Source organism: Pelomonas nitida, assembly GCF_043555975.1.
GTDB lineage: Bacteria > Pseudomonadota > Gammaproteobacteria > Burkholderiales > Burkholderiaceae_C > Pelomonas > Pelomonas nitida.
This window is the reverse complement of sequence record NZ_JBIGIA010000012.1, coordinates 168,602-194,742: the sequence shown is the minus strand read 5'-3', so window position 1 is coordinate 194,742 and position 26,141 is coordinate 168,602. Positions and strand designations below refer to the sequence as shown.

The 26,141-nt window shown below is 68.2% G+C and carries 25 protein-coding genes and 1 pseudogene; 14 read left to right on the top strand and 12 right to left on the bottom strand.

Annotated features, from left to right (window positions below; all coding sequences use genetic code 11):
* Positions 1-278 precede the first annotated feature (278 nt).
* The 10 genes from ACG00X_RS16600 (at position 279) to ntrC (ending at position 9,915) form a co-directional block, all read left to right on the top strand.
* The gene (locus ACG00X_RS16600; protein ID WP_394489428.1) at positions 279-1,229 is read left to right on the top strand and encodes a YVTN family beta-propeller repeat protein; all 951 of its coding nucleotides are present in this window, start codon (positions 279-281) and stop codon (positions 1,227-1,229) included.
* A 136-nt stretch (positions 1,230-1,365) separates the two neighbouring features.
* Complete coding sequence (locus tag ACG00X_RS16595) at positions 1,366-2,169, top strand: polysaccharide deacetylase family protein (RefSeq protein WP_394489424.1); 804 nt, start codon at positions 1,366-1,368, stop codon at positions 2,167-2,169.
* A 35-nt stretch (positions 2,170-2,204) separates the two neighbouring features.
* On the top strand, positions 2,205-2,372 hold the full coding sequence (locus ACG00X_RS16590) for a hypothetical protein (protein WP_394489421.1): 168 nt from the start codon (positions 2,205-2,207) through the stop codon (positions 2,370-2,372).
* 7 nt (positions 2,373-2,379) lie between these two features.
* Complete coding sequence (locus tag ACG00X_RS16585; RefSeq protein WP_394489447.1) at positions 2,380-3,354, top strand: sterol desaturase family protein; 975 nt, start codon at positions 2,380-2,382, stop codon at positions 3,352-3,354.
* A 26-nt stretch (positions 3,355-3,380) separates the two neighbouring features.
* Positions 3,381-4,226 (top strand): EI24 domain-containing protein, encoded by an 846-nt coding sequence (locus tag ACG00X_RS16580; protein WP_394489419.1) that lies wholly within the window; start codon positions 3,381-3,383, stop codon positions 4,224-4,226.
* Between the two features lie 89 nt (positions 4,227-4,315).
* Entirely contained in the window at positions 4,316-5,107 is a 792-nt protein-coding gene (locus ACG00X_RS16575) for a competence/damage-inducible protein A (RefSeq protein ID WP_394489415.1), read from the top strand.
* A 164-nt stretch (positions 5,108-5,271) separates the two neighbouring features.
* Complete coding sequence (gene glnA / locus ACG00X_RS16570; protein WP_394489413.1) at positions 5,272-6,687, top strand: type I glutamate--ammonia ligase; 1,416 nt, start codon at positions 5,272-5,274, stop codon at positions 6,685-6,687.
* A 99-nt stretch (positions 6,688-6,786) separates the two neighbouring features.
* Positions 6,787-7,278 carry a hypothetical protein gene (locus ACG00X_RS16565; protein WP_394489410.1) on the top strand — a complete coding sequence of 164 codons (492 nt, stop codon included), beginning with the start codon at positions 6,787-6,789 and terminating at the stop codon, positions 7,276-7,278.
* 32 nt (positions 7,279-7,310) lie between these two features.
* Positions 7,311-8,408, top strand: coding sequence for a nitrogen regulation protein NR(II) (gene glnL, locus ACG00X_RS16560; protein WP_394489408.1), 1,098 nt, complete (start codon positions 7,311-7,313; stop codon positions 8,406-8,408).
* Between the two features lie 34 nt (positions 8,409-8,442).
* Positions 8,443-9,915: a nitrogen regulation protein NR(I) gene (gene ntrC, locus ACG00X_RS16555; protein ID WP_394489405.1), complete on the top strand. Its 1,473-nt coding sequence runs from the start codon at positions 8,443-8,445 to the stop codon at positions 9,913-9,915.
* A 33-nt stretch (positions 9,916-9,948) separates the two neighbouring features.
* Here the strand turns inward: ntrC and ACG00X_RS16550 are convergent, their stop codons facing one another.
* The 5 genes and pseudogenes from ACG00X_RS16550 to ACG00X_RS16530 all read right to left on the bottom strand — a co-directional run bounded on the left by ACG00X_RS16550 (position 9,949) and on the right by ACG00X_RS16530 (position 15,171).
* The gene (locus ACG00X_RS16550; protein ID WP_394489403.1) at positions 9,949-10,560 is read right to left on the bottom strand and encodes a DUF6985 domain-containing protein; all 612 of its coding nucleotides are present in this window, start codon (positions 10,558-10,560) and stop codon (positions 9,949-9,951) included.
* Positions 10,561-10,682: 122 nt separating this feature from the next.
* Positions 10,683-10,847: pseudogene (locus tag ACG00X_RS16545) on the bottom strand (IS3 family transposase); the annotation flags it as partial.
* 177 nt (positions 10,848-11,024) lie between these two features.
* Complete coding sequence (gene nirD / locus ACG00X_RS16540; RefSeq protein WP_394489401.1) at positions 11,025-11,357, bottom strand: nitrite reductase small subunit NirD; 333 nt, start codon at positions 11,355-11,357, stop codon at positions 11,025-11,027.
* A 22-nt stretch (positions 11,358-11,379) separates the two neighbouring features.
* Positions 11,380-13,911 carry a nitrite reductase large subunit NirB gene (nirB, locus tag ACG00X_RS16535; RefSeq protein WP_394489399.1) on the bottom strand — a complete coding sequence of 844 codons (2,532 nt, stop codon included), beginning with the start codon at positions 13,909-13,911 and terminating at the stop codon, positions 11,380-11,382.
* A gap of 303 nt (positions 13,912-14,214) precedes the next feature.
* Entirely contained in the window at positions 14,215-15,171 is a 957-nt protein-coding gene (locus tag ACG00X_RS16530) for an MBL fold metallo-hydrolase (RefSeq protein ID WP_394489397.1), read from the bottom strand.
* A gap of 46 nt (positions 15,172-15,217) precedes the next feature.
* On the opposite strand from ACG00X_RS16530, the gene def reads away from it, so the two are divergent.
* Both def and ACG00X_RS16520 read left to right on the top strand, forming a co-directional pair.
* A complete protein-coding gene (gene def, locus ACG00X_RS16525) occupies positions 15,218-15,754 on the top strand; it encodes a peptide deformylase (protein ID WP_394489445.1) in 537 nt (178 codons plus the stop codon).
* A 69-nt stretch (positions 15,755-15,823) separates the two neighbouring features.
* Positions 15,824-17,896 (top strand): DUF6600 domain-containing protein, encoded by a 2,073-nt coding sequence (locus ACG00X_RS16520; RefSeq protein ID WP_394489394.1) that lies wholly within the window; start codon positions 15,824-15,826, stop codon positions 17,894-17,896.
* 10 nt (positions 17,897-17,906) lie between these two features.
* On the opposite strand, the gene ACG00X_RS16515 is transcribed toward ACG00X_RS16520, so the two are convergent.
* Complete coding sequence (locus tag ACG00X_RS16515; protein ID WP_394489392.1) at positions 17,907-18,539, bottom strand: arylesterase; 633 nt, start codon at positions 18,537-18,539, stop codon at positions 17,907-17,909.
* A 22-nt stretch (positions 18,540-18,561) separates the two neighbouring features.
* On the opposite strand from ACG00X_RS16515, the gene ACG00X_RS16510 reads away from it, so the two are divergent.
* Positions 18,562-19,233, top strand: a complete 672-nt coding sequence (locus ACG00X_RS16510) for an ABC transporter ATP-binding protein (RefSeq protein ID WP_394489390.1) — start codon at positions 18,562-18,564, stop codon at positions 19,231-19,233.
* 27 nt (positions 19,234-19,260) lie between these two features.
* Here the strand turns inward: ACG00X_RS16510 and ACG00X_RS16505 are convergent, their stop codons facing one another.
* From ACG00X_RS16505 to ACG00X_RS16480, 6 genes are all read right to left on the bottom strand, one after another.
* Positions 19,261-20,490, bottom strand: a complete 1,230-nt coding sequence (locus tag ACG00X_RS16505) for a cystathionine gamma-synthase family protein (protein WP_394489388.1) — start codon at positions 20,488-20,490, stop codon at positions 19,261-19,263.
* A 73-nt stretch (positions 20,491-20,563) separates the two neighbouring features.
* Positions 20,564-21,367, bottom strand: coding sequence for a peptidylprolyl isomerase (locus ACG00X_RS16500; RefSeq protein WP_394489386.1), 804 nt, complete (start codon positions 21,365-21,367; stop codon positions 20,564-20,566).
* A 77-nt stretch (positions 21,368-21,444) separates the two neighbouring features.
* Positions 21,445-21,708, bottom strand: coding sequence for a BolA family protein (locus ACG00X_RS16495; RefSeq protein WP_394489384.1), 264 nt, complete (start codon positions 21,706-21,708; stop codon positions 21,445-21,447).
* Positions 21,705-22,346 (bottom strand): septation protein A, encoded by a 642-nt coding sequence (locus ACG00X_RS16490; protein ID WP_394489382.1) that lies wholly within the window; start codon positions 22,344-22,346, stop codon positions 21,705-21,707. The genes ACG00X_RS16495 and ACG00X_RS16490 overlap by 4 nt, the downstream gene beginning before the upstream one ends.
* A 56-nt stretch (positions 22,347-22,402) precedes the next feature.
* Positions 22,403-22,822 (bottom strand): peptide-methionine (R)-S-oxide reductase MsrB, encoded by a 420-nt coding sequence (gene msrB, locus ACG00X_RS16485; RefSeq protein WP_394489380.1) that lies wholly within the window; start codon positions 22,820-22,822, stop codon positions 22,403-22,405.
* Entirely contained in the window at positions 22,819-24,279 is a 1,461-nt protein-coding gene (locus ACG00X_RS16480; RefSeq protein WP_394489378.1) for a protein adenylyltransferase SelO, read from the bottom strand. The genes msrB and ACG00X_RS16480 overlap by 4 nt, the downstream gene beginning before the upstream one ends.
* A 167-nt stretch (positions 24,280-24,446) precedes the next feature.
* Here ACG00X_RS16480 and ACG00X_RS16475 point away from each other — a divergent pair, with 167 nt between their 5' ends.
* The gene (locus tag ACG00X_RS16475) at positions 24,447-26,093 is read left to right on the top strand and encodes a 3-(methylthio)propionyl-CoA ligase (RefSeq protein WP_394489376.1); all 1,647 of its coding nucleotides are present in this window, start codon (positions 24,447-24,449) and stop codon (positions 26,091-26,093) included.
* The last annotated feature ends 48 nt before the right edge of the window (positions 26,094-26,141 follow it).

The following is a 26,141-nucleotide window of genomic DNA, read 5'->3' as shown; positions in this document are numbered from 1 at the left end:
GTGCCAACACACCAAATAAGCAAACGTGCCACTACAGAAAATCGACCAATGCGCGCCTAAGTTGTTGATTCCAAATGGACCCGCTGGCGGAAAACGCTCGAAACGGCTGTTTGGTGTCGAACTCGGGAGTGAGGGGCTTCGGCCTGGTTGACCTGGGTCAGGGACCGGACAGACCCCCCGGGTAAACTGGACGTGTGCAGGGCGGCGATGTGCCGCCCTTTTCTTTGTTGCTGGAGATCCGGATGTTGCGCAGTTGGGCGATGGCCTTGGGGTTGGTGATGGCTTTCGGAGCCCAGGCCCAGTCGGCGCGTCCGCCGATCTTCGTGCTGAACTCGCTGGACGCGGACATCGCCGTCGTCGACCCGGCCAGCTTCACCGTCGTCAAGCGCATCCCGACGGGCAAGGAGCCGCACCACCTCTATCTGTCGCCGGACGAGAAGTCGCTGATCGTCGCCAACGCGCTGGGCGATTCGCTGACCTTCCTGGACCCGCGCACGGCCGAGGTCCAGCGCGTGGTGCGTGGCATCTCCGACCCCTACCACCTGCGCTTCTCGCCGGACATGAAGTGGTTCGTCACCGCGTCGAACCGGCTGGACCGCGTGGACCTCTACCGCTGGCAGGGCAGCACGGCGGCCGAGCCGCTGCAGCTCGTCAAGCGCATCCCGGCGCCCAAGACGCCCAGCCACCTGAACATCGACACCCGCAGCACGACGCTCTACGTCAGCCTGCAGGACAGCGACGAGCTGCTGGCCATCGACCTGGCGACGCAGGCCGTGAAGTGGAAGGTCACGGTCGGCAAGATGCCGGCGGACATTTACCTCACGCCGGACGACCGCTTCATCCTCGTGGGCCTGACGGGTGACAAGTTCGTCGAGGCCTGGGACGTCAGCGGCGCGGCGCCCAAGCTCGTGCGGCGCATCCCCACGGGCAACGGCGCGCACTCGTTCCGCGCCTGGGGCGACAAGCGCCACGTGCTGGTGTCCAACCGTGCCGGCAACACGATCAGCAAGATCGACACGTCCACGCTGACGGTGGTCGACCAGTTCCCCGGGCCGTCGGGCCCTGACGACATGGAAGTGCTGACCGATGGCAAGACGCTGCTCGTCACGTCGCGCTGGGCGGGCAAGCTGACGGAGATCGACACGACGACGCGCAAGGTCGTGCGCCAGGTCAAGGTGGGCAAGTCGCCGCACGGCATCTGGACCTTGGACCACAAGCCTCGCCTATAGAAATGTCGCCCCTCGTCCAAGGAGTACCTTGGCCTGTCCCCCGAGGGGACGGCGATGCTTGCGGCATTGAGCCGCAAGCACATCGCCTGCGGGCCGGCTTGGGAGCGGCCCGGCGCTCGACCCACATTCGAAAACCATGAAAGCCCTTCTCTTGGCGCTGGTGGCCACCGCGGCTACCGCGCAGCCAGCTTGCGACAAGCCGGTCTACCTCACGTTCGACACCGGCCACATGGGCGTGGCGCCGCTGATCGCCGAAACGCTCAGGAAGCACAACGCCAAGGCGACGTTCTTCCTGGCCAGCGAGCCGACCAAGACCGGCGGCACGACGCTGGACGACACCTGGGCGCCGTGGTGGCGCGAGCGTGTCGCCGAGGGCCATGACTTCGGCTCGCACACCTGGGACCACGACGTGTTCCTGGAAGACCTGCCCGACGCAGAGGGCAAGGTCACGCGCTTCAAGGTGCGCACGCAGGCCGGCATCAACCCGCCCGTCGTGCGTGAGCTGACGGCCGAGCAGTACTGCGAGAGCCTGAAGAAGGTGGCGACGCGCTTTCAGGCCATGACGGGCAAGACTATGGCGCCCATCTTCCGCGCGCCGGCTGGCCGCACGTCCACGGCGCTGCTGAATGCAGCGCGGGCCTGTGGCTACACGCATGTGGGCTGGAGCCGTGCTGGCTTCCTGGGCGACGAGCTGCCCAGCCAGTCCAGCCCGAACGCGGTGCTGCTGGAGCGCGCACTGCGCGACATCCGGCCGGGCGACATCCTCATCGCCCACCTCGGCATCTGGGAGCGGCAAGACCCCTGGGCGCCTGCCGTGCTGGAGCCGTTGATGACCGGGCTCGAGGAGCGCGGCATGTGCTTCGCGCCGCTGCGCGATCATCCGCGCTACGCGCCCCTGTTCAAACCCAGATCCGGCAGTGGAGCGCTTGCCAGCCCGTGAAAGTGTCGATGCGCCCGTACGTTCAGCATTGCGCCATGTCTGCCCTGTCGATGAGCAACGCTGCACGCCTGCGGGTCTGGCGCTGCGACCGGCTGGCCGCGTGGCTCCTCCTCGCGGGCGAGAACCCGCGTCGTCGTCGCGCCTTGCCAGCAGCCCGCCTCCCCAGCCCCTCGGGCGCGCCCAACTGCCAGATCCAGGTTTGAAACCGTGATCGACTGGATTTCCAACACCTTCGACCTCCTGCAGCAGCTGCTGTTCGAGAACGTCATCCAGCCCGTCGTGTTCGGCCTGGGCTTTGGCAATCTGCTGGAAGACGCGTTCGATGCGACCGGCTGGCTGTTGCTGGGGTTGCTGCAGGTGCTGGTGCTGCTGCTGGGCATCCGGTTGCTGGAGAAGCGCTGGCCGGTCGAGCCGGTGACGGACCGCGCGGCCGTGCGCGTCGACGTGCTCTACACGCTGATCCACCGCCTGGGCCTGGTGCGGCTGGTGATGTTCTTCACCATCGAGCCGGCCTGGGACGCCATCGCCGGCCAGCTGCGCCTGGCGGGCCTGCCCACCTGGCAGCTGGATGGCCTGTGGCCCGGCGTGACCGACATCGCGTGGGTGAGCCTGGCGGCCTATCTCGTCGTGTTCGACTTCGTCGGCTACTGGCTGCACCGCTGGCAGCACAGCCTCAACGCCTGGTGGGCGCTGCACAGCCTGCACCACAGCCAGCGCCAGATGACGATGTGGAGCGACAACCGCAACCACCTGCTCGACGACGTGGTCACGGCCACGGCGTTTGCGCTGCTGGCGCGGCTGATCGGTGTGGAGCCGGGGCAGTTCGTCGCCATCACCGTCATCACGCAGTTGCTGGAGAGCCTGCAGCATGCCAACACGCGCATCGGCTTCGGCCGCTGGGGTGGGCGGCTGCTGGTCAGCCCGCGCTTTCACCGGCTGCATCACAGCATCGGCATCGGCCACGAATCGGCCGGCCGCGGCACGCTGGGCGGCCACAACTTCGGCGTGCTGCTGCCTTGGTGGGACATGCTGTTCGGCACTGCCAAGTTCGACGGCCAGCTGGAGGCCACCGGCGTGCGAGACCAGCTCCCCGAAGAGGGCGGGCGCGACTACGGCGCGGGTTTCTGGCGTCAGCAATGGCTGGGGCTCGCGCGCCTGGCCGCTTCTTTCAGAAAGGCTGCCTAGGGCAGTTGGTGCAGCAGATGCAGCGAATGCAAGATCTCGTCGATTCCTTCTGGCGCGCCGTCGCCTACTGCGTCCATCCCCGCGTCATCGGGCTGTCGCTGCTGCCCTTCGTCGTGGCCGGCGTGCTGGTGTTCGGCGCCATGTACTTCTTCTGGGAAGACGCCAACGCCGTCGTGCGTGCCACGCTGGAGAGCTGGCGGCTCGTCGAGAGCCTGCTGCACTGGCTGGACTCCTTCGGCCTGCAGTCGTTCCGCAGTGCCCTGACCGCCATCGTCGTGCTGGCCGGCGTGCTGCCCGTCGTGCTGCTGCTGAGCCTGCTGCTGGTCGCGCTGTGCATGACGCCGGCCATCGTGCGGCTGGTGGCGCAGCGGCGCTTTCCGCTGCTGGAGAAGAAGCGCGGCGGCACGCTGGCGCAGAGCGTCATGGCCTCGCTGGGCGCCACCTTGCTGGCGCTGGTGCTGATCGTGCTGTCCATGCCGCTGTGGCTGATCCCGCCGCTGGTCATGGTGTTGCCGCCGCTGATCTGGGGCTGGCTGACCTACCGTGTGTTCGGCTTCGATGTGCTGGCCGAGCACGCCTCTGCCGACGAGCGCCGCGCGCTGCTCAAGGCCCACCGCATCCCGATGATGACCATGGGCGTCATCTGCGGCTACCTGGGCGCGGTGCCGTCGTTGATCTGGGCCATTGCCGGCGTGACGGGCTTCATCTTTGCGCCCTTCCTGGTGCTGGTGGCGGTGTGGCTCTACACGCTGGTGTTCGCGTTCTCCACCGCCTGGTTCACGCATTACGCGCTGGCCGCGCTGCAGGCGCTGCGCGCAGGTGAGCCGGTCATCGAGTCCGAGGTACTTTTGGCCCGTGATGGGGCGTCTTGAGTGGCCGAGCGACTGGCGCGCAATCGGCGCCGCCGGGCCGCTGGCCGTGGCCGCTTGAAGTGGCGTACGAAGCGTGTAGGAGGTGAGCTGTGAACATCGGGCTGTTGATCATTGGCGACGAGATCCTGTCGGGCAAGCGCCGGGACTCTCACCTCGCCAAATTCATCGAGCTGCTGGCCGAGCGCGGCATGCAGCTGAGTTGGGCACAATACCTGGGCGACGACCGTGCGCTGCTGACGGCGCGGCTGCGCGACGCCTTCGCCAGCGGTGACCTCGTCGTCAGCTGCGGCGGCATCGGCGCCACGCCCGACGACCACACCCGCCAGTCCGCCGCCGCGGCGCTGGACCGGCCGCTCGAATTGCACCCCGAAGCGCGCGAGCTGATCTGGCAGCGCATCCAGCAGATGGCCGCCGAGCAGGGCAAGGTGGTCACGCCGGAGGAGCCCGACAGCCTGCGCCGCTTCGAGATGGGCGTGTTTCCGCAGGGCGCGGGGATCATCCCCAACCCATACAACAAGATCCCGGGCTTCTTCGTCGACAACGTGCACTTCGTGCCGGGCTTTCCGGTGATGGCGCACCCGATGATGGCCTGGGTGCTGGACCGTTACCCGCAGCTGCACCGCCAGCAGGGCGTGCTGGAGCGCTCGCTCATCGTGCAGGGCGCCATGGAGGCCAGCCTCACGCCGCTGATGGAGCGCATCGAGGCCGCTTTCGCCGGCATCAAGGTGTTCAGCCTGCCGAGCGTCGACCATCCGCAATGGGGTCGCTGCATCGAGCTGGGCGTCAAAGGTGACGACGAGCGACTCGCTGAGGCCTACGATGCACTCAAGCTGGGCGTCATCCAATTTGGTGCGGTCATCAGCGCCGAATTGGTGCGGTGACTTGTCTCCTCTGAGCACCCGGCAACGATAATGATTTGAGCTGTCAAGCTGCAACCCATGTCGGTGCATGTTGGCATGCAAACTGCTTTGCTTTCCCCCGTGGCTGCGGGCGCGCGTGCGCAGGCAGCGGCAACCCACCCCCCTCGATCCCGTAGGAGCAATTGATGGCCAAGACCGTCGCCGATGTGATGAACCTGGTGAAGGAGAACGAAGTCAAGTTCGTCGACTTCCGCTTCACTGATACCCGTGGCAAGGAACAGCACGTGTCCGTGCCGGTGTCTGCCTTTGACGAAGACAAGTTCACGTCGGGTCACGCCTTTGACGGTTCCTCGATCGCCGGCTGGAAGGGCATCGAGGCCTCCGACATGCTGCTGATGCCGGACCCGAACACGGCCAACATCGACCCCTTCTTCGAAGAGCCGACGCTGATCCTGTCGTGCGACGTCATCGACCCGACCGACGGCAAGGCCTATGAGCGCGACCCCCGCTCGCTGGCCAAGCGCGCCGAGGCTTATCTCAAGTCGTCCGGCCTGGGTGACACCGCCTACTTCGGCCCGGAACCCGAATTCTTCGTGTTCGACAGCGTGCGCTGGGGCAACGAGATGTCCGGCTCGTTCTTCAAGATCGAATCGGAAGAAGGCGCCTGGAACTCGTCCAAGGAATACGAGCACGGCAACTCCGGCTACCGCCCCACCGTCAAGGGCGGCTACTTCCCCGTGCCCCCGGTCGACAGCGGCCAGGACATGCGCTCGGAGATGTGCCTGATCCTCGAACAGATGGGCATCCCCGTCGAAGTTCACCACCACGAAGTGGCGAACGCCGGCCAGATGGAAATCGGCACGAAGTTCAGCTCGCTGGTGCAGCGCGCCGACTGGCTGCAACTGCAGAAGTACATCATCCAGAACGTCGCCCACGCCTATGGCAAGACCGCGACCTTCATGCCCAAGCCCCTGGTGGGCGACAACGGCTCCGGCATGCACGTTCACCAGTCCGTCTGGAAGGACGGCAAGAACCTGTTCGCCGGTGACGGCTACGCCGGCCTGAGCGAATTCGCGCTGTACTACATCGGCGGCATCATCAAGCACGCCCGTGCCCTGAACGCCATCACCAACCCCGGCACCAACAGCTACAAGCGCCTGGTGCCCGGCTTCGAAGCCCCGGTCAAGCTGGCCTACTCGGCCAAGAACCGCTCGGCGTCGATCCGCATCCCGTATGTGGCCAACCCGAAGGGCCGCCGCATCGAGGCGCGTTTCCCGGACCCGTCCGCCAACCCCTACCTGGCCTTCTCGGCGCTGCTGATGGCCGGCCTGGACGGCGTGGAAAACAAGATCCATCCGGGCGAAGCCGCCACGAAGGACCTGTACCACCTGCCGCCGGAAGAAGACGCGAAGATCCCGACCGTCTGCCACAGCCTCGACCAGGCCCTGGACTACCTGGACAAGGACCGCGCGTTCCTGACCAAGGGTGGTGTGTTCACCGACAGCTACATCGACGCCTACATCGACCTGAAGATGCAGGAAGTGACCCGCTTCCGCATGGCGACGCACCCGGTCGAGTTCGACATGTACTACGCGCTGTGATGGCGATGGGCAGCTTTTCCGCTGCCTGGCCATCCCCAGCTGAGAGGGGCCGCCGGTGCGGCCCCTTTTTCATGCCCGCGTCTGATCCACAATGCAGCCATGCTGAACCGACTGCTGGCCCCCTTGCTCGTTGTTGCCAGCCTGGGTGCGCAAGCCCAGGGCGCGGTGTATCGCTGCCCCGGTCCGCCGGTGCTCTACACCGACGCGCTTTCCGCCAAGGAAGCCAGTGACAAGGGCTGCCGCACCATCGAGGGCACGCCCATCACGGTCGTGCAGACCACCAAGCCACGCGCTGCTGCTGCCGCTGCGGCGCCCGACACCCCGCGTGGCGCCGAGAGCCGCGTCGACGCCGGGCAGCAGCGCGTGCGCGACGACGAGCGCCGCCGCGTGCTGCAGACCGAGCTGCGCCAGGCCGAGGAGCGCCTCGCCAACGCCCAGAAGGAGCTCACGAGCGCCCAGGGCGAGCGCCGCGGCGACGAGCGCAACTACCAGAAGTTCCTCGATCGCCAGAACGAGCTCAAGGACAACGTCGCCCGCTACGAGGCCGACGTGCAAGCGCTCAAGCGCGAAATCGGCAAACTCCCCTCCTAGGGCGCCTGGCGCCTCGGGAGACTCCCTGCGCCATGACTGATACCCAATCACTGCCGCCCGAGTACGTCGGCCTGGACCTGCTGGCGACGATGGTCATCGTCGTCGGCGCCGACGGCGAATGCCTGTTCGCCAACACGGCCTTCGAGAACATCATGCGGCTGTCGCGCCGCGCCGTGCAGAAGGCGCTGCTGCCCGAGTGGTTCGACGACGCCCAGCGCCTCATCGACACGCTGAGCGGCGTGGCCGCCAACCAGTATTCCAGCAGCCGCTTCGACGCCGTGCTGCGCCGTGGCGCCTGGGCCCACGAGGACGGCCTGCCCGTGCATGTCATCGTGTCGCAGATGGACGCGGGCGTGGACGGCGCGCCACGTGTGCTCGTCGAGCTCATCGAGATTGCCCAGCTGGCCCGCCAGGACCGCGACGAGCGCAACCACGACCAGGTGCAGGCCACCAAGGAGCTGACGCGCAACCTCGCTCACGAGATCAAGAACCCGCTGGGCGGCATCCGTGGCGCGGCGCAACTGCTGGCGCTGGAGCTGCAGGAAGGCAGCCCCGAGCTCACCGAATACACCCAGGTCATCGTGCACGAGGTGGACCGGCTGCAAAGCCTGGTGGACCGGCTGCTGGCGCCGCACCGCAAGGCCCATGTCGTGGGTGACGTCAACATCCACGAGATCTGCGAGCGCGTGCGTGCGCTGGTGCTCATCGAGCATCCGCGCGGCCTGGTCATCCAGCGCGACTACGACACCTCGCTGCCCGACTTCCGCGGCGACCGCGAGCAGCTGATCCAGATGGTGCTCAACATCGTGCAGAACGCCGCCCAGGTGCTCGGCCCGCGCATCGCGGCCGGCGACGCCCAGATCGTGCTGCGCACGCGGGTGGCGCGGCAGGTCACGGTGGGCAAGCAGCGCTGGCGCTTGGCACTGGAATTGCATATCGAGGACAACGGTCCCGGCGTTCCCGCCGAGATCCGGGATCGCATCTTCTTTCCCCTGGTTTCAGGGCGGGAAGGCGGCTCGGGCCTCGGCCTCACGCTCGCGCAGACGATTGCCCAGCAACACCAGGGCATGATCGATTGCGAAAGCGAGCCGGGCTTGACGAATTTCCGAATCACGCTGCCGCTGCCCTGAACCCACGAGGTGAGGGGATCGGCTGAGGAACCTCATGAAATCCATCTGGGTTGTAGACGACGACCACTCGATCCGCTTCGTTCTCGAGAAGGCCTTGGCCCGTGAGGGCCTGCCGGTACGCAGCTTCAGCAATGCGCGCGACATGCTGTCCGCACTGGACGACGACGTGCCGCAGGTGCTGGTCTCCGACATCCGCATGCCGGGTGGTTCGGGGCTGGAACTGCTGGCCAAGGTCAAGGCACGGCTGCCGGCGCTGCCCGTCATCATCATGACGGCCTACTCCGACCTGGACAGCGCCGTGTCCGCCTTCCAGGGCGGCGCCTTCGAGTACCTGCCCAAGCCCTTCGACCTGCCGCGCGCCGTCGAACTGATCCGCCGCGCGCAGGAGGAAAGCCAGCGCGAATCTGGCGAACAGGAAGCCGCCGCGCAGGTGCCCGAGATGCTGGGCCAAGCCCCGGCGATGCAGGACGTGTTCCGCGCCATCGGCCGCCTGTCGCAGAGCAACGTGACGGTCATGATCACCGGCGAGAGCGGCTCGGGCAAGGAGCTCGTCGCCCGCGCGCTGCACAAGCACAGCCCGCGCGGTGAAGGCCCCTTCGTGGCCATCAACACGGCGGCCATCCCCAAGGACCTGCTGGAAAGCGAACTCTTCGGCCACGAGCGCGGCGCCTTCACCGGCGCCCAGGCGTCGCGGCGCGGCCGCTTCGAGCAGGCCGACGGCGGCACGCTCTTCCTCGACGAAATCGGCGACATGCCGTTCGAGCTGCAGACCCGCCTGTTGCGTGTGTTGTCCGACGGCCAGTTCTACCGCGTCGGCGGCCACAGCCCGATGCGCAGCAACGTGCGCGTCATCGCCGCCACCCACCAGAACCTGGAAGAGCGCGTGCGCCAGGGCGTGTTCCGCGAGGACTTGTTCCACCGCCTGAACGTCATCCGCCTGCGCCTGCCGCCGCTGCGCGAGCGCAAGGAAGACGTGCCCGCGCTGGCCCGCCATTTCCTGCAGCGCAGCGCGACCGAACTGGGCGTGGAGCCCAAGCGCCTCTCCGACGCGGCGCTGGCCGTGCTGAGCAACTTCGAGTTCCCCGGCAACGTGCGCCAGCTGGAGAACATCTGCCACTGGCTCAGCGTCATGGCACCCAGCCAGGTCGTCGAACCTAAGGACCTGCCGGACGAGATCCAGCCCGGCTATGTCGGCGCGCCGAGCACGCTGCTGACGGCCCCGTCGGTGGCCCCCCCGGTCGCCGGCGCCGCCGTGCAGCCCGTGGCCGCCCCGGCCAACACCAGCAGCGGCGAAGGCTGGCTGGCCGACATGGCCGCCGACGCCCGCGCCCGCCTGGCCGCCGGCGAGACGGACGTGTGGGACGCGCTGACCAAGCGCTTCGAGGCCCAACTCATCCTGACCGCGCTGGACATCACCCGCGGCCGCCGCATCGAAGCCGCGCAGAAGCTCGGCATCGGTCGGAACACGATCACGCGGAAGATTCAGGAGTTGGGGCTGGACGTCTGAGGTCCGAGCCGGGGGGCGTCCATAACCTACGGGCTACGCGTCTTTGTAGACGACATTCTCGAGGGCGCTGTCGGCATAGGCGTCGCTGTTCGTAAGGTGGCCATCGTAGGGGCCTACCTTGGTGATCTCCGAGCCATTCTTCAGGACGATTTGAAGCCCATGCTCGGGCTCCCAATCGCAGTTGCACTCGATGGACACGTAGACACCTTTGTCTCCGTAGGCGCGGCGCGAAACCATTGGCTCGCTGCCCAGCTGAATGTGCCGCCAAACATCTTTAGGCGCAGCTATGGACACGTACTCAGGGTCGTCAGGTGACCAGTACGAATTCATGTCTTGGTAGTACCTGAAGATGTGGTGCGACGCCTTTTGCAAGATGTCGCGTTCCCCGTTCAAGAGATTCGCGATTGCAACGTGAAAGTCATCAGGGTTGTCATCTTCAGCGTAACCATCGACCAATACGAAGCACTCTCTGCCTAGCATCGGCACGGCGACAAAGTCGCAGCTGCGATACCAGCCGAATTGAGAGTCGAGATGAACTTCACCGAGGCCGGGAATATGCATGGTGGTGGTAGTCTTGGTCGTGAGAATGGTGGATGCCTTCTGCCTGCGCATTTTGGTTGAAGCTTTACCTTCGTCCAACAGCACGCGCGCAGCGGTCTTCAATGTCCGCTAACCCGCAACCCCAGCAGCACCACCGTCAACCCGCGCCAGAACAGCAGCGGATGCCTTTGTGACCTTGCCCCTGAATTCCGTATCCCTTAGCTGGACTACGCGTTGACTTGCCGGCGTTGGCCGGCGAGCCAGTTTTCTTCGAACTGCATCGGGCTGACGTAGGCCAGCGTCGAATGCAACCGAGTTCGGTTGTACCAGAGCATCCAGGCCACAACTTCGTCCATGGCCTGGCGCCTGCTCTTGAAGCGCTGCCCGTGCAGCCCGGTAGGTTGGGGTCATCGACCCCAACGTTCCCCTGATCCCGACGAAGACAGCGAAGCCCAACATCCACAGCGGGGCGTCGGTTCAGGTGATGCGGCGAGCTGTAGATTGGCATCCGCATTCACTGCGTCCCCCAATCTACAAGTCTGCGTGCGAGGCACGTGTTCAGTACAGCCTCAGCCCAACGCCACCATCACCCGCCCATCCTGCACCCGCACCGCGTGCGCCCGCACCGACTGCTCGGGCGCCTCCAGGCATTCGCCGGTGCTCAGGTCGAAGTGGTTCTTGTAGAGCGGCGACGCGACGACGATGCGGTCGCCGAGGTTGCCGACCAGGCCGCGCGACAGCACGCTGGCGCCGGAGCGCGGGTCGATGTTGTCGATGGCGTGGAAGCGGTCGGCCCCGACGCGGAACACGGCGACATGGCGGCCGTTCACCAGCGCGGCGACGCCGGTGTTGGGCAGGATCTGGTCGACGCTGCAGACGGGGGTGAAGGTGCCTTGGCTCATGCGGTACTCCTGGATGCGGGGCTCAGGCGGGCTGGGCGTCGGTCGGCTCGGTGCGCTCGTCGGCGCGGGCCGGGCGGATCTGGCCGCGCTCCTTGACGAAGACGATCTGCTCGTCGGGCTGCTCGCTGTTGACGAAGCTGCGGAAGCGCTGGCGCACGGCCGGCGTCTCGACGGCGGTCTTCCACTCGCACTGGTAGCTGTCGACGACGGCCTGCATCTGCGCTTCCAGCTCAGACCCCAGGCCCAGCTTGTCGTCGATGACGACGCTCTTCAGGTAGTCCAGCCCGCCTTCCATGCTGTCGCGCCAGGTGCTGGTGCGCTGCAGGCGGTCGGCCGTGCGCACGTAGAACATCAGGAAGCGGTCGACGTACTTGATGAGGTCGGCCTTGGTGAGGTCGCTGGCGATCAGCTCGGCGTGGCGCGGCTTCATGCCGCCGTTGCCGCAGACGTAGAGGTTCCAGCCCTTGTCGGTGGCGATGATGCCGACGTCCTTGCCCTGCGCCTCGGCGCATTCGCGCGTGCAGCCCGAGACGCCGAACTTGATCTTGTGCGGCGCGCGCAGGCCCTTGTAGCGGTTCTCGATCTCGACGGCCAGGCCCACCGAGTCGTCCACGCCATAACGGCACCACGTGCTGCCCACGCAGCTCTTCACGGTGCGCAGCGACTTGCCGTAGGCGTGGCCCGACTCGAAGCCGGCGGCGATCAGCTCCTCCCAGATCAGCGGCAGCTGCTCCACACGCGCGCCGAACATGTCCACGCGGGCGCCGCCGGTGATCTTGGTGTAGAGGCCGTACTTCTTGGCGATCTGGCCCACGGCGATGAGGCCGTCGGGCGTGACCTCGCCACCGGGCATGCGCGGCACGACGGAGTAGCTGCCGTCCTTCTGGATGTTGCCGAGGAAGTAGTCGTTGCTGTCCTGCAGGCTGGCCAGTTCGGGCTTGAGCACGAAGTCGTTCCAGCACGACGCGAAGATGCTGGCGGCGGCCGGCTTGCAGATGTCGCAGCCCAGCCCCTTGCCGTGCTTGGCCAATAGCTCGCTGAAGGTCTTGATGCCGCCCACGCGGATCAGGTGATAGAGCTCCTGGCGCGAATGCGGGAAGTGCTCGCAGAGGTGGTTGTTGACGGCCATGCCGCGCTTGGCCATCTCCAGCTTCATGACCTGCGTGACCAGCGGCACGCAGCCGCCGCAGGTGGCGCCGGCCTTCGTGCAGGCCTTGATCTCGCCCATCGTCGTGCAGCCTTCGCCCACGGCCGCGCAGATCTGGCCCTTGGTGACGTTGTTGCACGAGCACAGCTGGGCGCTGTCGGGCAGGGCGTCGGGGCCGATGCCCACCTTGGCCTTGCCGTCGCTGCTCGGCAGGATCAGGAACTCGGGGTCGGCCGGCAGCTTGATGCCGTTCAGCGCCATCTGCAGCAGCGTGCCGTACTCCTCGGCGTTGCCCACCAGCACGGCGCCCAGCAGCTTCTCGCCGTCCTCGCTGACGACGATCTTCTTGTAGATCTGCTTGCGCTCGTCGACGAACTGGTAGCTGCGGCATTTGGCGGTCTTGCCATGCGCGTCGCCGATGCTGGCCACGTCCACACCCATCAGCTTGAGCTTGGTGCTCATGTCGGCGCCGGGGAAGGCTGCGTCGGCATCGCCGGCGATGTGGCGGGCGGCCACGCGGGCCATCTCGTAGCCGGGTGCGACGAGGCCGAAGGTCTGCTCGTTCCAGCAGGCCACCTCGCCGATGGCGTAGACGTGGCGGTCGCTGCTGCGGCAGTGGTCATCCACGGCGATGCCGCCGCGCGGCCCGATGGCCAGCACGCATTGGCGGCCCAGCTCGTCGCGCGGGCGGATGCCGGCGGAGAACACCAGCATGTCGGTCTCCAGCCAGGTGCCGTCGTTGAAGACGAGCCGGTGCCGGGCGGCGGCGCCATCGGTGATTTCCACCGTGCTGCGGCTGGTGTGCACCTGCACGCCCAGCGCCTCGATCTTCTCGCGCAGCACGCGGCCGCCGCCGTCGTCCACCTGCACGGCCATCAGGCGCGGCGCGAACTCGACGACATGCGTCTGCAGCCCCATGTCGCGCAGCGCCTTCGCGCATTCCAGCCCCAGCAGGCCGCCGCCGATGACCACGCCGCTCTTGGAGACGCGGCCGCTGGCCTGCATGCCTTCCAGGTCCTCGATGGTGCGGTAGACGTGGCAGTGCGGCCGGTCGCGCCCGGGCAGGGCCGGCACGAAGGGGTAGGAGCCGGTGGCCAGCACCAGCCGGTCGTAGGCGATGACCTCGCCGTCGGCCAGCGTGACCGTCTGGTCGCGCCGCTCGATGGCCGTGACCTTGGCGCCCAGGCGCAGCGTGAAGCCGGTCTTCTCGAAGAAGCCGGCGGGTACGAGGGACAGGTCCTCGGCCGACTTGCCCGCGAAGAACTCGGACAGGTGCACACGGTCATACGCGGGGCGCGGCTCCTCGCACAGCACCGTCACCCGCACCTGGCCGGCGGCCGGGCCCTCGGCGAGGGATTCGAGAAATTTCTGGCCCACCATTCCGTGGCCGATGAGGACGATGTGCATGGTCTGGTCTCGCGCAGCGGAGGCCGCCGGCCAGGCTGTGCGGGCGTGGCTGGCGGCACCAAAAAGAAAAGCCCCGCAAGCAGCTGTCTGCTCGAACGGGGCCTGTCGATGAGAGTCGCCATCGTTGGCAATCAATCCCAAGTGACCTGCGTGTCGGCAAGCACTCGTGCAACGCTTTGCAAGAGCCATGCCCGGCGCGGCCAGGGCGAGCGTCCTGGGGCGTCCGCGTGGCTGGGCGTGCGTGGCGGTGGGGATCTGCCCTGTTGCGGTGCGCCTTGCGCCGGGGCGGGGCGGCTTGCCCCGTCAGCGAGCCGGGCGGTCCAGCCAGACCTCCAGGCCCTGGGCGTTGAGCTCGGCGTCCATGGCCAGCCAGGCGGCGGCCTCGTCGCCCGCAGCGTGGCCATGGGCCCGCAGCCGCGCCAGATAACCGTCCAGCAGCAGCTGCTTCAGCCGGTCATGCCGGTCAGTGGCGGTGCGCAGCGCTTCGGCCTGGGCCACCATCTCGTCGACCTGGGCGAGCATGTCGGCCGCCAGGCGCTGCACCTCGGCCACGTTGCCGCCGACGCGGCCGTAGTGCGTGACCTGCATGGCCAGCGGCTCGGCGGCCAGCAGCCGCGCGACGGTGGCCTTCAGCGCGTCGGGGTCGAACTGCACCGGCGTGCTGGTGGGCAGCATCCAGGCGCGGCCGTCCACATCGAACACGCGGTAGGACAGGCCGAAGGTGTCGCCCGTGAACCAGCTGCGGCTGCGCTCGTCCCAGATCGCGTGGTGATGCTTGGCATGGCCCGGGGTGTCGATGAGGCGCAGCGGCCGGCCCGCGAGGTGGATGACCTGCTCGTCGTGCGACGCCTCGGCGCGCTCCGCCGGCACCGGCACGAGCTTGCCGTAGCTGCGCTGCATCTCGGCCTCGCCGTAGACGGTCAGTGCGCTCAGCCACAGCGCCTTGGGGTCCACCATGTGGCGCAGGCCGCGTGGGTGGACGAGGGCGCGGGCGCTGGGCAGGGCGGCCATCAGCAGGCCCACGCCGCCGGCGTGGTCCAGGTGCACATGCGTGGGGATGACCCAGTCCACCGCCTCGCGCGGGAGGCCCAGCGCGTTGAGCGCCGCGAGCAGGCGCGGCACGGCATGGTTGGTGCCGGTGTCGATGAAGGCGGCGCGGCCGGCCTCGACGATCAGGTAGGCGGCGTCGAAGCGCGGGCGCTGGAAACCGGTGTCGATGGCGTAGATGCCGTGGCCGAGGTCTTCGAGAAAGTCAGGCATGGTCTGGTTTTTAGAATGGCCGGCACGATAGCCCATGGAGCCCGGCTTGGCCGTTCACGAGATCCTGAAAATGGGCGACCCGCGCCTGCTGCGCGTCGCCCGCCCCGTCACCGAGTTCGGCACCGCCTCGCTGAAGGCGCTGATCGCCGACATGTTCGAGACCATGGCCGCAGCCAGCGGCGCCGGGCTGGCAGCACCGCAGATCGGCGTGGACCTGCGGCTGGTCATCTTCGGCTACACGAAGAACGCCCGTTATCCCGATGCCCCGCCGGTGCCACCAACGGTGCTCATCAACCCGGTCATCGAGGTGCTGGACGGTGGACGCACCGAGGGCTGGGAGGGCTGCTTGTCGGTGCCGGGCCTGCGTGGTGTTGTCGAGCGTGACGAGCGCATCCGCTACACCGGCGTCGACGCGGAGGGCGCGCCCATTGACCGCATCGCCGAGGGCTTTCACGCCCGCGTCGTGCAGCACGAGTGCGACCATCTCGACGGCATCCTCTACCCGATGCGCGTGACCGACTTCCGGCGCTTCGGCTTCACGTCGGTGCTCTTCCCGGAGCTCGACCCCGCCGCCGACGATTGAAACACTTGTAAGCGCCGTCCACCGGCCCGCGGCCGGCTGCGTTGCGCTGACGTCAAGGAGCATTGGCCCATGAGCACGTCCAACGATTCCAAGCTCGTCCTTTCCCGGCGCCACTGGCGCGCACTGGCCCTCACGTTGCTGGTGGCCATGGCCCCGATGGCGAAGGCGCTGGAGGCCGACCGCGACCCGCCGACCCGCGCCGGACGCGTTGTCGACGTCGTCGGCGACGCCTGGCTGTTCGACCACGATTCGCGCGAATGGACGCGCCTGGTGCGCAACCAGACGGTGGGCGAGGGCGACCGCGTGCGCACCGACGAACGGGGTCGCGTGTCGCTGCGGGTGGGCTCGACGACCGTGTGGCTCGACGAACGCAGCGACCTGGAGCTGAGCCAGCTCGACGACGGGCAGACGCTGCTGCAGCTGGACCGTGGCGACGTGGCCCTGCGGCTGCGCAGCGCCGAGAACGCCGCCGAGACGCGGCTGCGCACCCGCGAAGGCACGGCGCAGCCCGAGCGCGAGGGGCTGTACCGTGTCGAGCAGCTCGACCGCGGCAGCAAGGTCTACGTGTTCCAGGGGCGCCTGCGGTTCGAGTGGGCGCGGGTGTCGGCGCCCGTTGTCGCCGGCACCGGCGAGCAGGTCGAGCTGTGGTGGCCTGATGGCCCGCGCGCCGAGCGCGGCCCGCTCTACAGCGACGGCTTTGGCGACTGGGTGCTGGCCGAGAACCGCGACGAAGGCGCGCGCCCCGTGGCCCGCTATGTGTCGCCCGAGATGACTGGCGCGGAAGACCTGGACCGCTACGGTCGCTGGGAAACCGCGCCGGACTACGGCACCGTGTGGATCCCCACCACGGTGGTCGCCACCGACTGGGCGCCCTACCGCTACGGTCACTGGGCATGGTCGCGCGTGTGGGGCTGGACCTGGGTGGACGACGCGCCCTGGGGCTTCGCGCCCTTCCACTATGGCCGCTGGGTCAACTGGGGCGGCCGCTGGTGCTGGGCGCCGGGCACCTATGTGCAGCGCCCGGTCTATGCGCCGGCGCTGGTGGGCTGGGTGGGCGGCAGCGCGGTCAGCGTCAACATCACCGTCGGCAACCGCCCGCCGCCGCCGCGCTACGGCTGGTATCCGCTCGCGCCGCGCGAGGTTTTCGTGCCGGCCTATCGTCACAGCCCGCGCTATGTGAGCCGCATCAACGACCTGCGCGATGTGCGTGACCCCGTCACCGTGCAGAAGCCGCACCGCTACCGCGAGGTGCCCTCGGCCGTCACGGTGCTGCCGGCGCCCGGCGCGGCCTTGCAGCCCATGCCTGTGCGCGGGCCCGATCGCAAGGGCGAGCCGGGCTGGGCGCGCCCGCTGCCGATGGCGCCGGGCCGCAATGACCTGGCGCCCGTGCTGCCGCAGGCGCCCACGCGGCCGGTGGACGGCGGCGTCCAGCGCCCGCGTGACCGCGATCGTGACGCCGCCATGGGCTGGCGCAGCGACACCCAGGTGCCGGTGCGGCACGACCAGCCGGGCCGCGGCGTGGAGGCCGGCCGACCGGGCGTGCCGTTCGCTTCCCCGCAGGTGCAGGTGCCCACGCAGCCCGCCCGCCCGCTCGTCGAGCCGCCGCGTGCTGGCGACGTGCAGCCAGCCGGCCCGCAACGCCGTGACGACTGGCAGCGCGAGCAAGCCCAGCGGGCCGCGCAGCAGCGCGAGCAACAGCAGCGCGACATGCAGCAACAGCAGCAGCGTGAGCAGCAGCAACGCGACATGGAGCAGCAACAGCGGCAGCGCGAGCAACAGCAGCGCGACATGCAGCAGCAACAGCGGCAGCGCGAGCAGCAGCAGCGCGACATGGAGCAGCAACAGCGCCAGCGCGAGCAGCAGCAGCGCGACATGGAGCAGCAGCAGCGCCAGCGCGAGCAACAGCAGCGCGACATGCAGCAGCAACAGCAGCAACGCGAGCAACAGCAACGCGAGCAGCAGCAGCGGGAGCAACAGCAGCGCGAACAACAGCAGCGTCGCGACGTCCCGCAGCGTCGTGATGACCCGCGCGTGCAGATCCCGCAGCCGCAGCGGGGCAACGACGGCCCGCAGCGTGGCGTGCCCGTACGCCAGGACCGGCCGCGCGATGGCGGCCACAACGAGCGGCAGCAGGAGCGCTAGCTCGACAGCCCTAGAGCAGCGGCTTCAGTGCCGGCCAGACGTTGTCCAACATCTGCGGATGCGCCTTGGCCAGCGGGTGGATGCGATCGGGCTGGAACCAGTCCATCGCATCCGCGCGGTCGACAACGCCTTTGAGCAGGAAGGGCACGAGGGCGGTCTTGGCCTGCTTGGCCACGTCGGTGAACAGGCCCTCGAAATCGCGCGCGTAGCTGGCGCCGTAGTTGGGCGGCACCTGCATGCCCACGACCACCACCTTGGCGCCGGCCTGCTGCGCGGCGCGGGCCATGGCCAGCAGGTTTTCGCGCGTGCTGGTGAGTGGCAGGCCGCGCAGCGCGTCGTTGCCGCCCAGCTCCAGCACGACGATGGCCGGCTTGTGCGTGCGCAGTGCGGCGGGCAAGCGGCTGCGGCCGCCCGAGGTCGTGTCGCCGCTGATGCTGGCGTTCACGACGCGGTAGGGCTTCTTCTGCGTGGCCAGCCGTGCCTGCAGCAGCGCCACCCAGCCATCGCCGGCCTTCAGGCCGTATTCGGCCGACAGGCTGTCGCCGACCACCAGCACCACCGGTGCCTCGTTGGCGGGCGTTGCCGCCGCCGCCAACCCTGACGTCCAGCTGGTCAGCACCCCCAGGCTAAAGTGCGCCACCATCCAACGCCGCCGCAGTCCCGACATGCACGAAACCCTTGTCCAAGTTGATCAGATCACCAAACGCGTGCGCGACGCGACCGGGGAGCTGACGATTCTGCATGACATCAGTTTCGAGCTGGCCGCGCGGGAGTCGGTGGCCATCGTCGGCGCGTCGGGGTCGGGCAAGAGCACGCTGCTGGCCATCCTCGCGGGCCTGGATGTGCCCAGTGGCGGCACCGTCAAGTTGCGCGGGCAGGATCTGTTCACGCTCGACGAGGACGAGCGCGCCGCCGTGCGCGCACGCGAGCTGGGCTTCGTGTTCCAGAGCTTTCAGCTGCTGCCCAACCTGACGGCGCTGGAGAACGTCATGCTGCCGCTGGAGTTGCGCGGTGCCGGCGACGCGCGCGATCAGGCCGCGGCCATGCTCGCGCGCGTGGGTCTCGGGGCGCGGCTGTCGCACTACCCGCGCGTGCTGTCGGGCGGTGAGCAGCAGCGCGTGGCGCTGGCGCGCGCCTTCGTGCAGCGGCCGGCGCTGCTGCTGGCCGACGAGCCCACCGGCAGCCTGGACTTCGCGACCGGCGCGGCGGTGATGGAATTGATGTTCGAGCTGAACCGCGAGGCCGGCACGACGCTGGTGCTGGTCACGCACGACCGCGAGATCGCGGCGCGCTGCGAGCGCCAGTTGCGCATCGAGGCCGGCCGGCTGGCCGCCTGAAGACCGGCCGACGCGCGGCCTGAGCGGTCAGGCCGCCAGGGCCTGGTCGAAGTCCGCGATCAGGTCTTCGGCGGCTTCCAGGCCGACCGACAGACGCACCAGCCCCTCGGCGATGCCCATGGCGGCCCGCGCGTCGCGGCCCATCTCCCAGAAGATGGTCGGTGCCACCGGGATGATCAGCGTGCGCGTGTCGGCCAGGCCTGTGGCCTTGAGCGGCAGGCGCAGCCGGTTGATGACCTCGACGAGGCGCTCGGTGTCGCGCAGCTCGAAGCTCATCATCCACGAACCGCTGCCGAACCAGTCGCGCGCACGGGCGTGCTCGGGGTGCGTCTCCAGCAGCGGGTAATGCACGCGCTCGACGGCGGGGTGGGCGGCCAGGTGGCGGGCCAGGGCCAGCGCCGTGGCGCTGCTGTGCCGCAGCCGCAGCGCCAGCGTCTCCATGCCGATCAGCACCCGGTGCGCGGCCTCGCTGGACAGCGTGGCGCCCATGTCGCGCAAGCCCTTCTTGCGGATCTGCTGCAGGCCCCAGCCGCGCGCGTCGCCCTGGCGGTAGGCGGGAAAGATGTTGGGATAGGTCGACCAGTCGAACGCGCCGGTGTCGGTGACGGCGCCGCCCAGCACCTCGCCGTGGCCGGCCAGCGTCTTGGTCAGCGAGTTCATGACGAGGCCCGCACCGAAGCGCTTGGGCTGGCACAGCACGGGCGACGTGACGGTGTTGTCCACCACGTACAGCAGCCCGCGCTCGCGGCACAGCGCGCCGATGCCTTCGAGATCGGGGATGCGTGTGCTGGGGTTGGCAATCGTCTCGACGAAGACGATGCGCGTCTCGGGACGCAGCGCGGCGCGCACCTGGGCAGCGTCGCTCGCGTCGACGCGGCTGATGGCCACGCCCAGGCCTTCCAGCGTCTGGAAGAAGCTGTTGGTGTTGCCGAAGACGCGTGAGCTCGTGACGAGATGGTCACCGGCCTTGAGCAGCGTCAGGAACAGCGCGCTGAGTGCCGCCATGCCGGTGGAGAAGCTGATGGTGCCGACACCGCCTTCGAGCTCGGTGATGACGGCTTCCAGCGCCGCCGTCGTCGGCGTGCCCTGGCGTGCGTAGTTGAAGCTGCCCTTGGCCTTGCCCTGGAACACGGCGATGAGGTCGTCGACGTTCTCGTAGGAGTACTGGACCGAGGCATGGATGGGCACATGGACGCCGCCGAACTGGCGGTCGCCACCGGCGGCGTGGACGAGGCGGGTGCTGAGGGCGTCGGACATGGTGTTCTCGGGTCCAGATGGCAAAAGACCCGCCGGAGCGGGTCTTGTGAACAGCAGGGCAGCCGTGAGGCGCTTACTTGCTGAACTTGTAGTCGGTCTTGGCCTTCTCGATCAGGCTTTGCTGGTACTCGGCAACCTTCTGCTGCTCGATACGCTGCTTGATCTGGGCCTTGACGTCGTCGAAGGCCGGGAAGCTGGCGGGGCGCACATCTTCCAGCTTGATGATGTGGTAGCCGAACTGGCTCTTCACCGGCTCTTGGGTCATTTCGCCCTTTTGCAGCGCGGTCATGGCCTTGCTGAACTCGGGCACGAAGTTGTTCGGGTTGGCGAAGTCCAGGTCGCCGCCGTTCTGTGCAGAGCCGGTGTCCTTGGAGTTCTTCTTGGCCAGTTCCTCGAAGTTGCCGCCGGCCTTGATCTGGGCGATCAGCGCCTTGGCGTCTTCTTCCTTCTCGACCAGGATGTGGCGGGCACGGTATTCATTGCCGGTGTTGGCGGCCTTGAACTTGTCGTACTCGGCTTGCGCGTCGGCGTCGCTGACGGGGTTCTTGGTGCGGAACTCTTCCATCAGGCCGCGGATCAGCAGCATCTGGCGCGCGAGCTCGATCTGCGTCTTGTACTCGGCCGTCTGCGGAATGCCCTTGGCTTCGGCGGCCTGGATGAAGATCTCGCGGCGGACGACTTCGTCCTTGACCTGGGCTTCCAGCTCGGGCGAGCGTTGCTGCTGGCCGCCCTTGATGACCTGCTGAACCAGCGTCTCGACACGTGCCTTGGGCACGGGCTTGCCGTTCACCGTGGTGATGTTCTGCGCAGTTGCGGCAGCCGGCAGCAGGGCCGTGATGGTGGCCGCGACGACGGCGGCGAGCGCAAACTTCTTCATGGATTGGGGGGTGGGTGGATCAGGCTAAAAAAATCGCGCCCGTGTCGGGGCGCGCGGTTCGATCACGCCCGACCTGATCAAGGCTCGCCCGGAGCTCGGGCGTCGATGGCCAGCGCGTGGATCCCGCGCTGCATCAGGTCGGACAAAGAATGATAAACGAGGCGATGACGGGCTAATCGTTGCAGATCCGTAAAACGATCGGACACGACAGACACATGAAAGTGGCCGCCTTCGCGGGCGCCGGCATGGCCGGCGTGGTCGGCGCTGTCGTCGCGGATGCTGATCGACAGCGGCGTCAGGTCGGCGCGCAGCCGGGCCTCGATTTCGGCGGCGAGGCTCATGGCTGGCGCTCTCCTTCCTTGGGTTCCGGCGGGACGTGCTTGCTCATATACACACCCTGGCCCAGCGTGAACAGCACGAGCAGCGCTGTGGAGCCGTAGGCCTTGAAGCTGACCCACGTGGACTCGGAGAAGTTGTAGGCCACCACCAGGTTGACAACGCCCATGCAGCCGAAGAAGACGATCCAAGCCCGGTTCAGCGTGGCCCACACCGAGGCCGGCAGCGTCAGCTCGCTGCCCAGCATGGTCTGGATGAGGTTCTTGCCGAAGAAGGCCTGGGAACCCCAGAACATCAGCGCCATGGCCCAGTAGACGCCGGTGGGCTTCCACATGATGAAGGTCTTGTTGTGGAACCACACGGTCAGGGTGCCGAGCGTGACCACCAGGAACAGGCTGATCCACAGCATCAGGTCGACCTTCCTGCGCAGCAGCTTCAGGATGCCCACCTGCGCCAGCGTGGCGAACATGACCACCAGCGTCGCCAGCATCACCGGGCCTTCGTCGACACCGACGACGCCGCCCGACACCATGAAGCCGAAGTGCTCGGTCGTGAACGCGGCCGCCCAGGCCGCGTGGCCCTTGGCGTATTGATAGGTGCCGAAGAACAGGATCAGCGGCAGGAAATCGAACAGGAGCTTCATGGGGAATCAGTCGAGGGCAGCGCTGCTTGCGCCACGCCGGCGGTCAGTGGCCGAGTTCAGCCATTGTCCTTGACGAAGTCGATGGCCGCCGAGTTGATGCAGTAGCGCTCGCCGCTGGGCCCGGGGCCGTCGGGGAAGACGTGGCCCAGGTGGGAGCCGCAGTGGTTGCAGCGCACCTCCACGCGGACCATGCCGTGGCTGCGGTCGACGACGCGTTCGATGACTTCGCTGTTCACCGGCGCCCAGTAGCTGGGCCAGCCGCAGCCGGCGTCGAACTTGGTGCCGGACTCGAACAGCGGCGTGCCGCAGCCGATGCAGTTGTAGTGGCCGTCCTTGAAGTGGTCCCAGTACTTGCCGGTGAAGGCGCGCTCCGTCGCCGCGTGGCGGGCGACCTGGTATTGCATGGGGTCCAGCTGCTCACGCCATTCGGCGTCGGTCTTCTGGACGGGGTAGGGCTTGTTGCTGTCGTGGCTCATGATGAACAGGAGACTTCGAGGGACTGGGCCCAGTCGGGCGGCAGGGCCGCATCGGCGGGGTTCTCGGGTTCGTCGAACGGGCGGCTCAGAACTTTCAGCAACCGCTCGATTTCGCTGAAGTCGCCCTGGCTGGCGGCGCGGATGGCGCCCTCGGCGAGGTGGTTGCGCAGCACCACGGCCGGGTTGGCCGCCAGCATGCGCGCCTCGGCGTCGGGCGCGGTGCGCTCGCGCCAGCGCGGCAGCCAGGCGTCCAGCGCGGCGCGGTCGATGAACTGGTCGCGCAGCGCCTGCGGCTCGCTCAGCGCACGTGACAGGCGGCGGAAGGTGATGGTGTAGTCGGCGCCGGAGGCGGCCATCATCTTCAGCAGGTCGTCGGCCAGCGCCTGGTCGCCGGGCGCCTCGCCGGCCAGGCCCAGCTTGGCGCGCATATGGCCCAGCATCTGGCTGGCGAAGCGCTCGCGGAAGGACTCGACGGCGGCGATGAGCCGCTCGCCGGAGGCCTCGGCTTCCTGGTCGGTCGCGATGGGCATCAGCGGCATCAGCGCCTGGGCCAGCGCATGCAGGTTCCAGAACGCCACGGCCGGCTGGCGAGCGTAGGCGTAGCGGCCGCGGTCGTCGCTGTGGTTGCAGATGTGGCCGGGGTCGAAGGCGTCCATGAAGCCGAACGGGCCGTAGTCCAGCGTCAGGCCCAGCATGGACATGTTGTCGGTGTTCATGACGCCGTGGCAGAAGCCGATGGCCTGCCAGTGCGCGAGGAGGTCGGCCGTCTGCAGCGACACGCGCTGCAGCAGCGCCACGGGCGGCTCGTCCGCGTCGGCGCACTCGGGCGCGTGGTGGGCGACGAACCAGTCGAACAGGCAGCGCAGCGCGCCGTGCTGCTGGTGGTGGGCGAAGTGCTCGAAATGCCCGAAGCGCACGAAGCTCGGCGCCACGCGCGTGACGATGGCGGCGGTCTCGACCGTCTCGCGCCGCACCGGCAGCTGCGAGCCCGTGATGCACAGCGCCCGCGTCGTGGGCACGCCCAAGGCGGCCATCGCCTCGGAGCACAGGAACTCGCGGATGGACGAGCGCAGCACCGCGCGGCCGTCGCCGCGGCGCGAATAAGGTGTCAGCCCGCCGCCCTTGAGCTGCAGCTCCTGCAGGCCGCCGGGCGTGCTCACCTCGCCCAGCCACAGCGCGCGGCCGTCGCCCAGCTGGCCGGCCCACACGCCGAACTGGTGGCCGCTGTAGACGCTGGCCAGCGGGCGCATGCCGGGCCAGGTGGCGTTGCCGGAAAAGGCGGCCAGCGCCTCAGCGTGCTCGGCCCAGTCGGCGGGCCAGCCCAGCAGTGCGGCGCAACCGGGGCTGCGCGCCACCCAGTGCGGGTCGGGCAGGCCTTGCGCCGGCAGTTCGGTGAAGAAGTCCGGCCCCAAGTCCGCGAAGCGGTTGGTCCAGGTGAGGCCGTCCAGCAGTGTCATCGCCGCAGTTTAGTGAGAGCCTCCAAGGCCTCGCTGGCTTGGGTGTTTCCCCGGGGTGGGAAGGTCGCGGGTGTGACGGCCCGTGCGCAAGGCCGCGGGCTAGACTGGCCGCCACCCGCCTGCCCCCGGGCCGGGGCGGTGGACAAGAAAACCGGCAGGAGACAACCATGACATTGATGGGCCGGATGATGTCGGAGCCCTTGCTGATCTCGTCGTTGCTCAAGCACGCCGAGCGGCATTCGGGCGATACCGAGATCGTCAGCAAGCGGGTCGAGGGCGACCTGCACCGCAGCAACTGGCGCGAGGTGGCGCGCCGTTCACGCCAGGCCGCGCAGGCCTTCGCGCGCTTGGGCTGCCAGCCCGGCGACCGGGTCGGCACGCTGGCCTGGAACGGCCATCGCCACCTCGAGATCTACTACGGCACGTCGGGCTCGGGCCTGGTGTGCCACACCATCAACCCGCGCCTGTTCCCAGAGCAGATCGTCTGGATCGCCAACGACGCCGAGGACCGCGTGCTCTGTTTCGACGCGACCTTCCTGCCGCTGGTCGAGAAGGTCGCGCCGCTGCTCAAGAGCGTGCAGCACTTCGTGCTGATGACGTCGCGCGCCCACATGCCGGCGGCCACGGCCATCCCCGGCCTGCTGTGCTTCGACGAGCTGCTGGCGGCGGAAGACGGCGACTACACCTGGCCCACGTTCGACGAGAACACTGCGTCCAGCATCTGCTACACGTCGGGCACCACGGGCAACCCCAAGGGCGCCGTCTACAGCCACCGCTCCACGCTGCTGCACGCCTATGCGGCGGCGCTGCCCGACGCGATGGCCTGCTCCAGCCGCGACGTCGTGCTGCCCGTCGTGCCGATGTTCCACGTCAACGCCTGGGGCCTGCCCTACAGCGCCGCGCTGGTGGGCTGCAAGCTGGTGTTCCCCGGCCCGCACCTGGACGGCCGCAGCCTGTACGAGCTGTTCGAGGGCGAGAAGGTGAGCTTCAGCGCCGGCGTGCCCACCGTGTGGCTGGGGCTGCTGAACCACGTCAAGGCCAACGGGCTGAAGTTCTCCACCTTCAAGCGCACCGTCATCGGCGGCGCGGCCTGCCCGCCGGCCATGATGGCTTCGCTGCAGCAGGACTACGGCCTGGAGGTCATCCACGCCTGGGGCATGACCGAGATGTCGCCGCTGGGCACGCTGTCCAAGCTGACCACACGCCAGCTCGACCTGCCCGCCGCCGAGCAGCAGCGGCTGCTGGAGAAGCAGGGGCGCGTCATCTACGGCGTGGACATGGCCATCATCGACGACGATGGCCGCTCGCTGCCCTGGGACGGGCAGGCCTCGGGCAACCTGGTCGTGCGCGGGCACTGGGTCATCAGCCAGTACTTCCGCAACGACGCGTCGCCGCTGGTCAGCGTGGACGGCGAGCCAGGCTGGTTCCCCACCGGCGACGTGGCCACCATCGACGCCGACGGTTTCATGCAGATCACCGATCGCAGCAAGGACGTCATCAAGTCGGGCGGCGAATGGATCTCGTCCATCGACCTCGAGAACATCGCGATGGCCCACCCCGGCGTGCACGAGGCCGCCGTCATCGCGGCCCGGCACCCCAAGTGGGACGAACGGCCGCTGCTGGTCGTCGTGAAGAAGCCCGACGCCACCGTCACGCGCGAGGAGTTGCTGGCCTTCTATGAAGGGCGCATCGCCAAGTGGCAGGTGCCCGATGACGTCGTCTTCGTCGCCGAGCTGCCGCACACGGCCACCGGCAAGCTGCAAAAGCTCAAGCTGCGCGAACAGTTCGTCAGCCACAAGCTGCCCACCACCTGAATCGCCGTTCCGTCAAACCAGAGGCCACAGGCCCTTACCCCAGGAGAC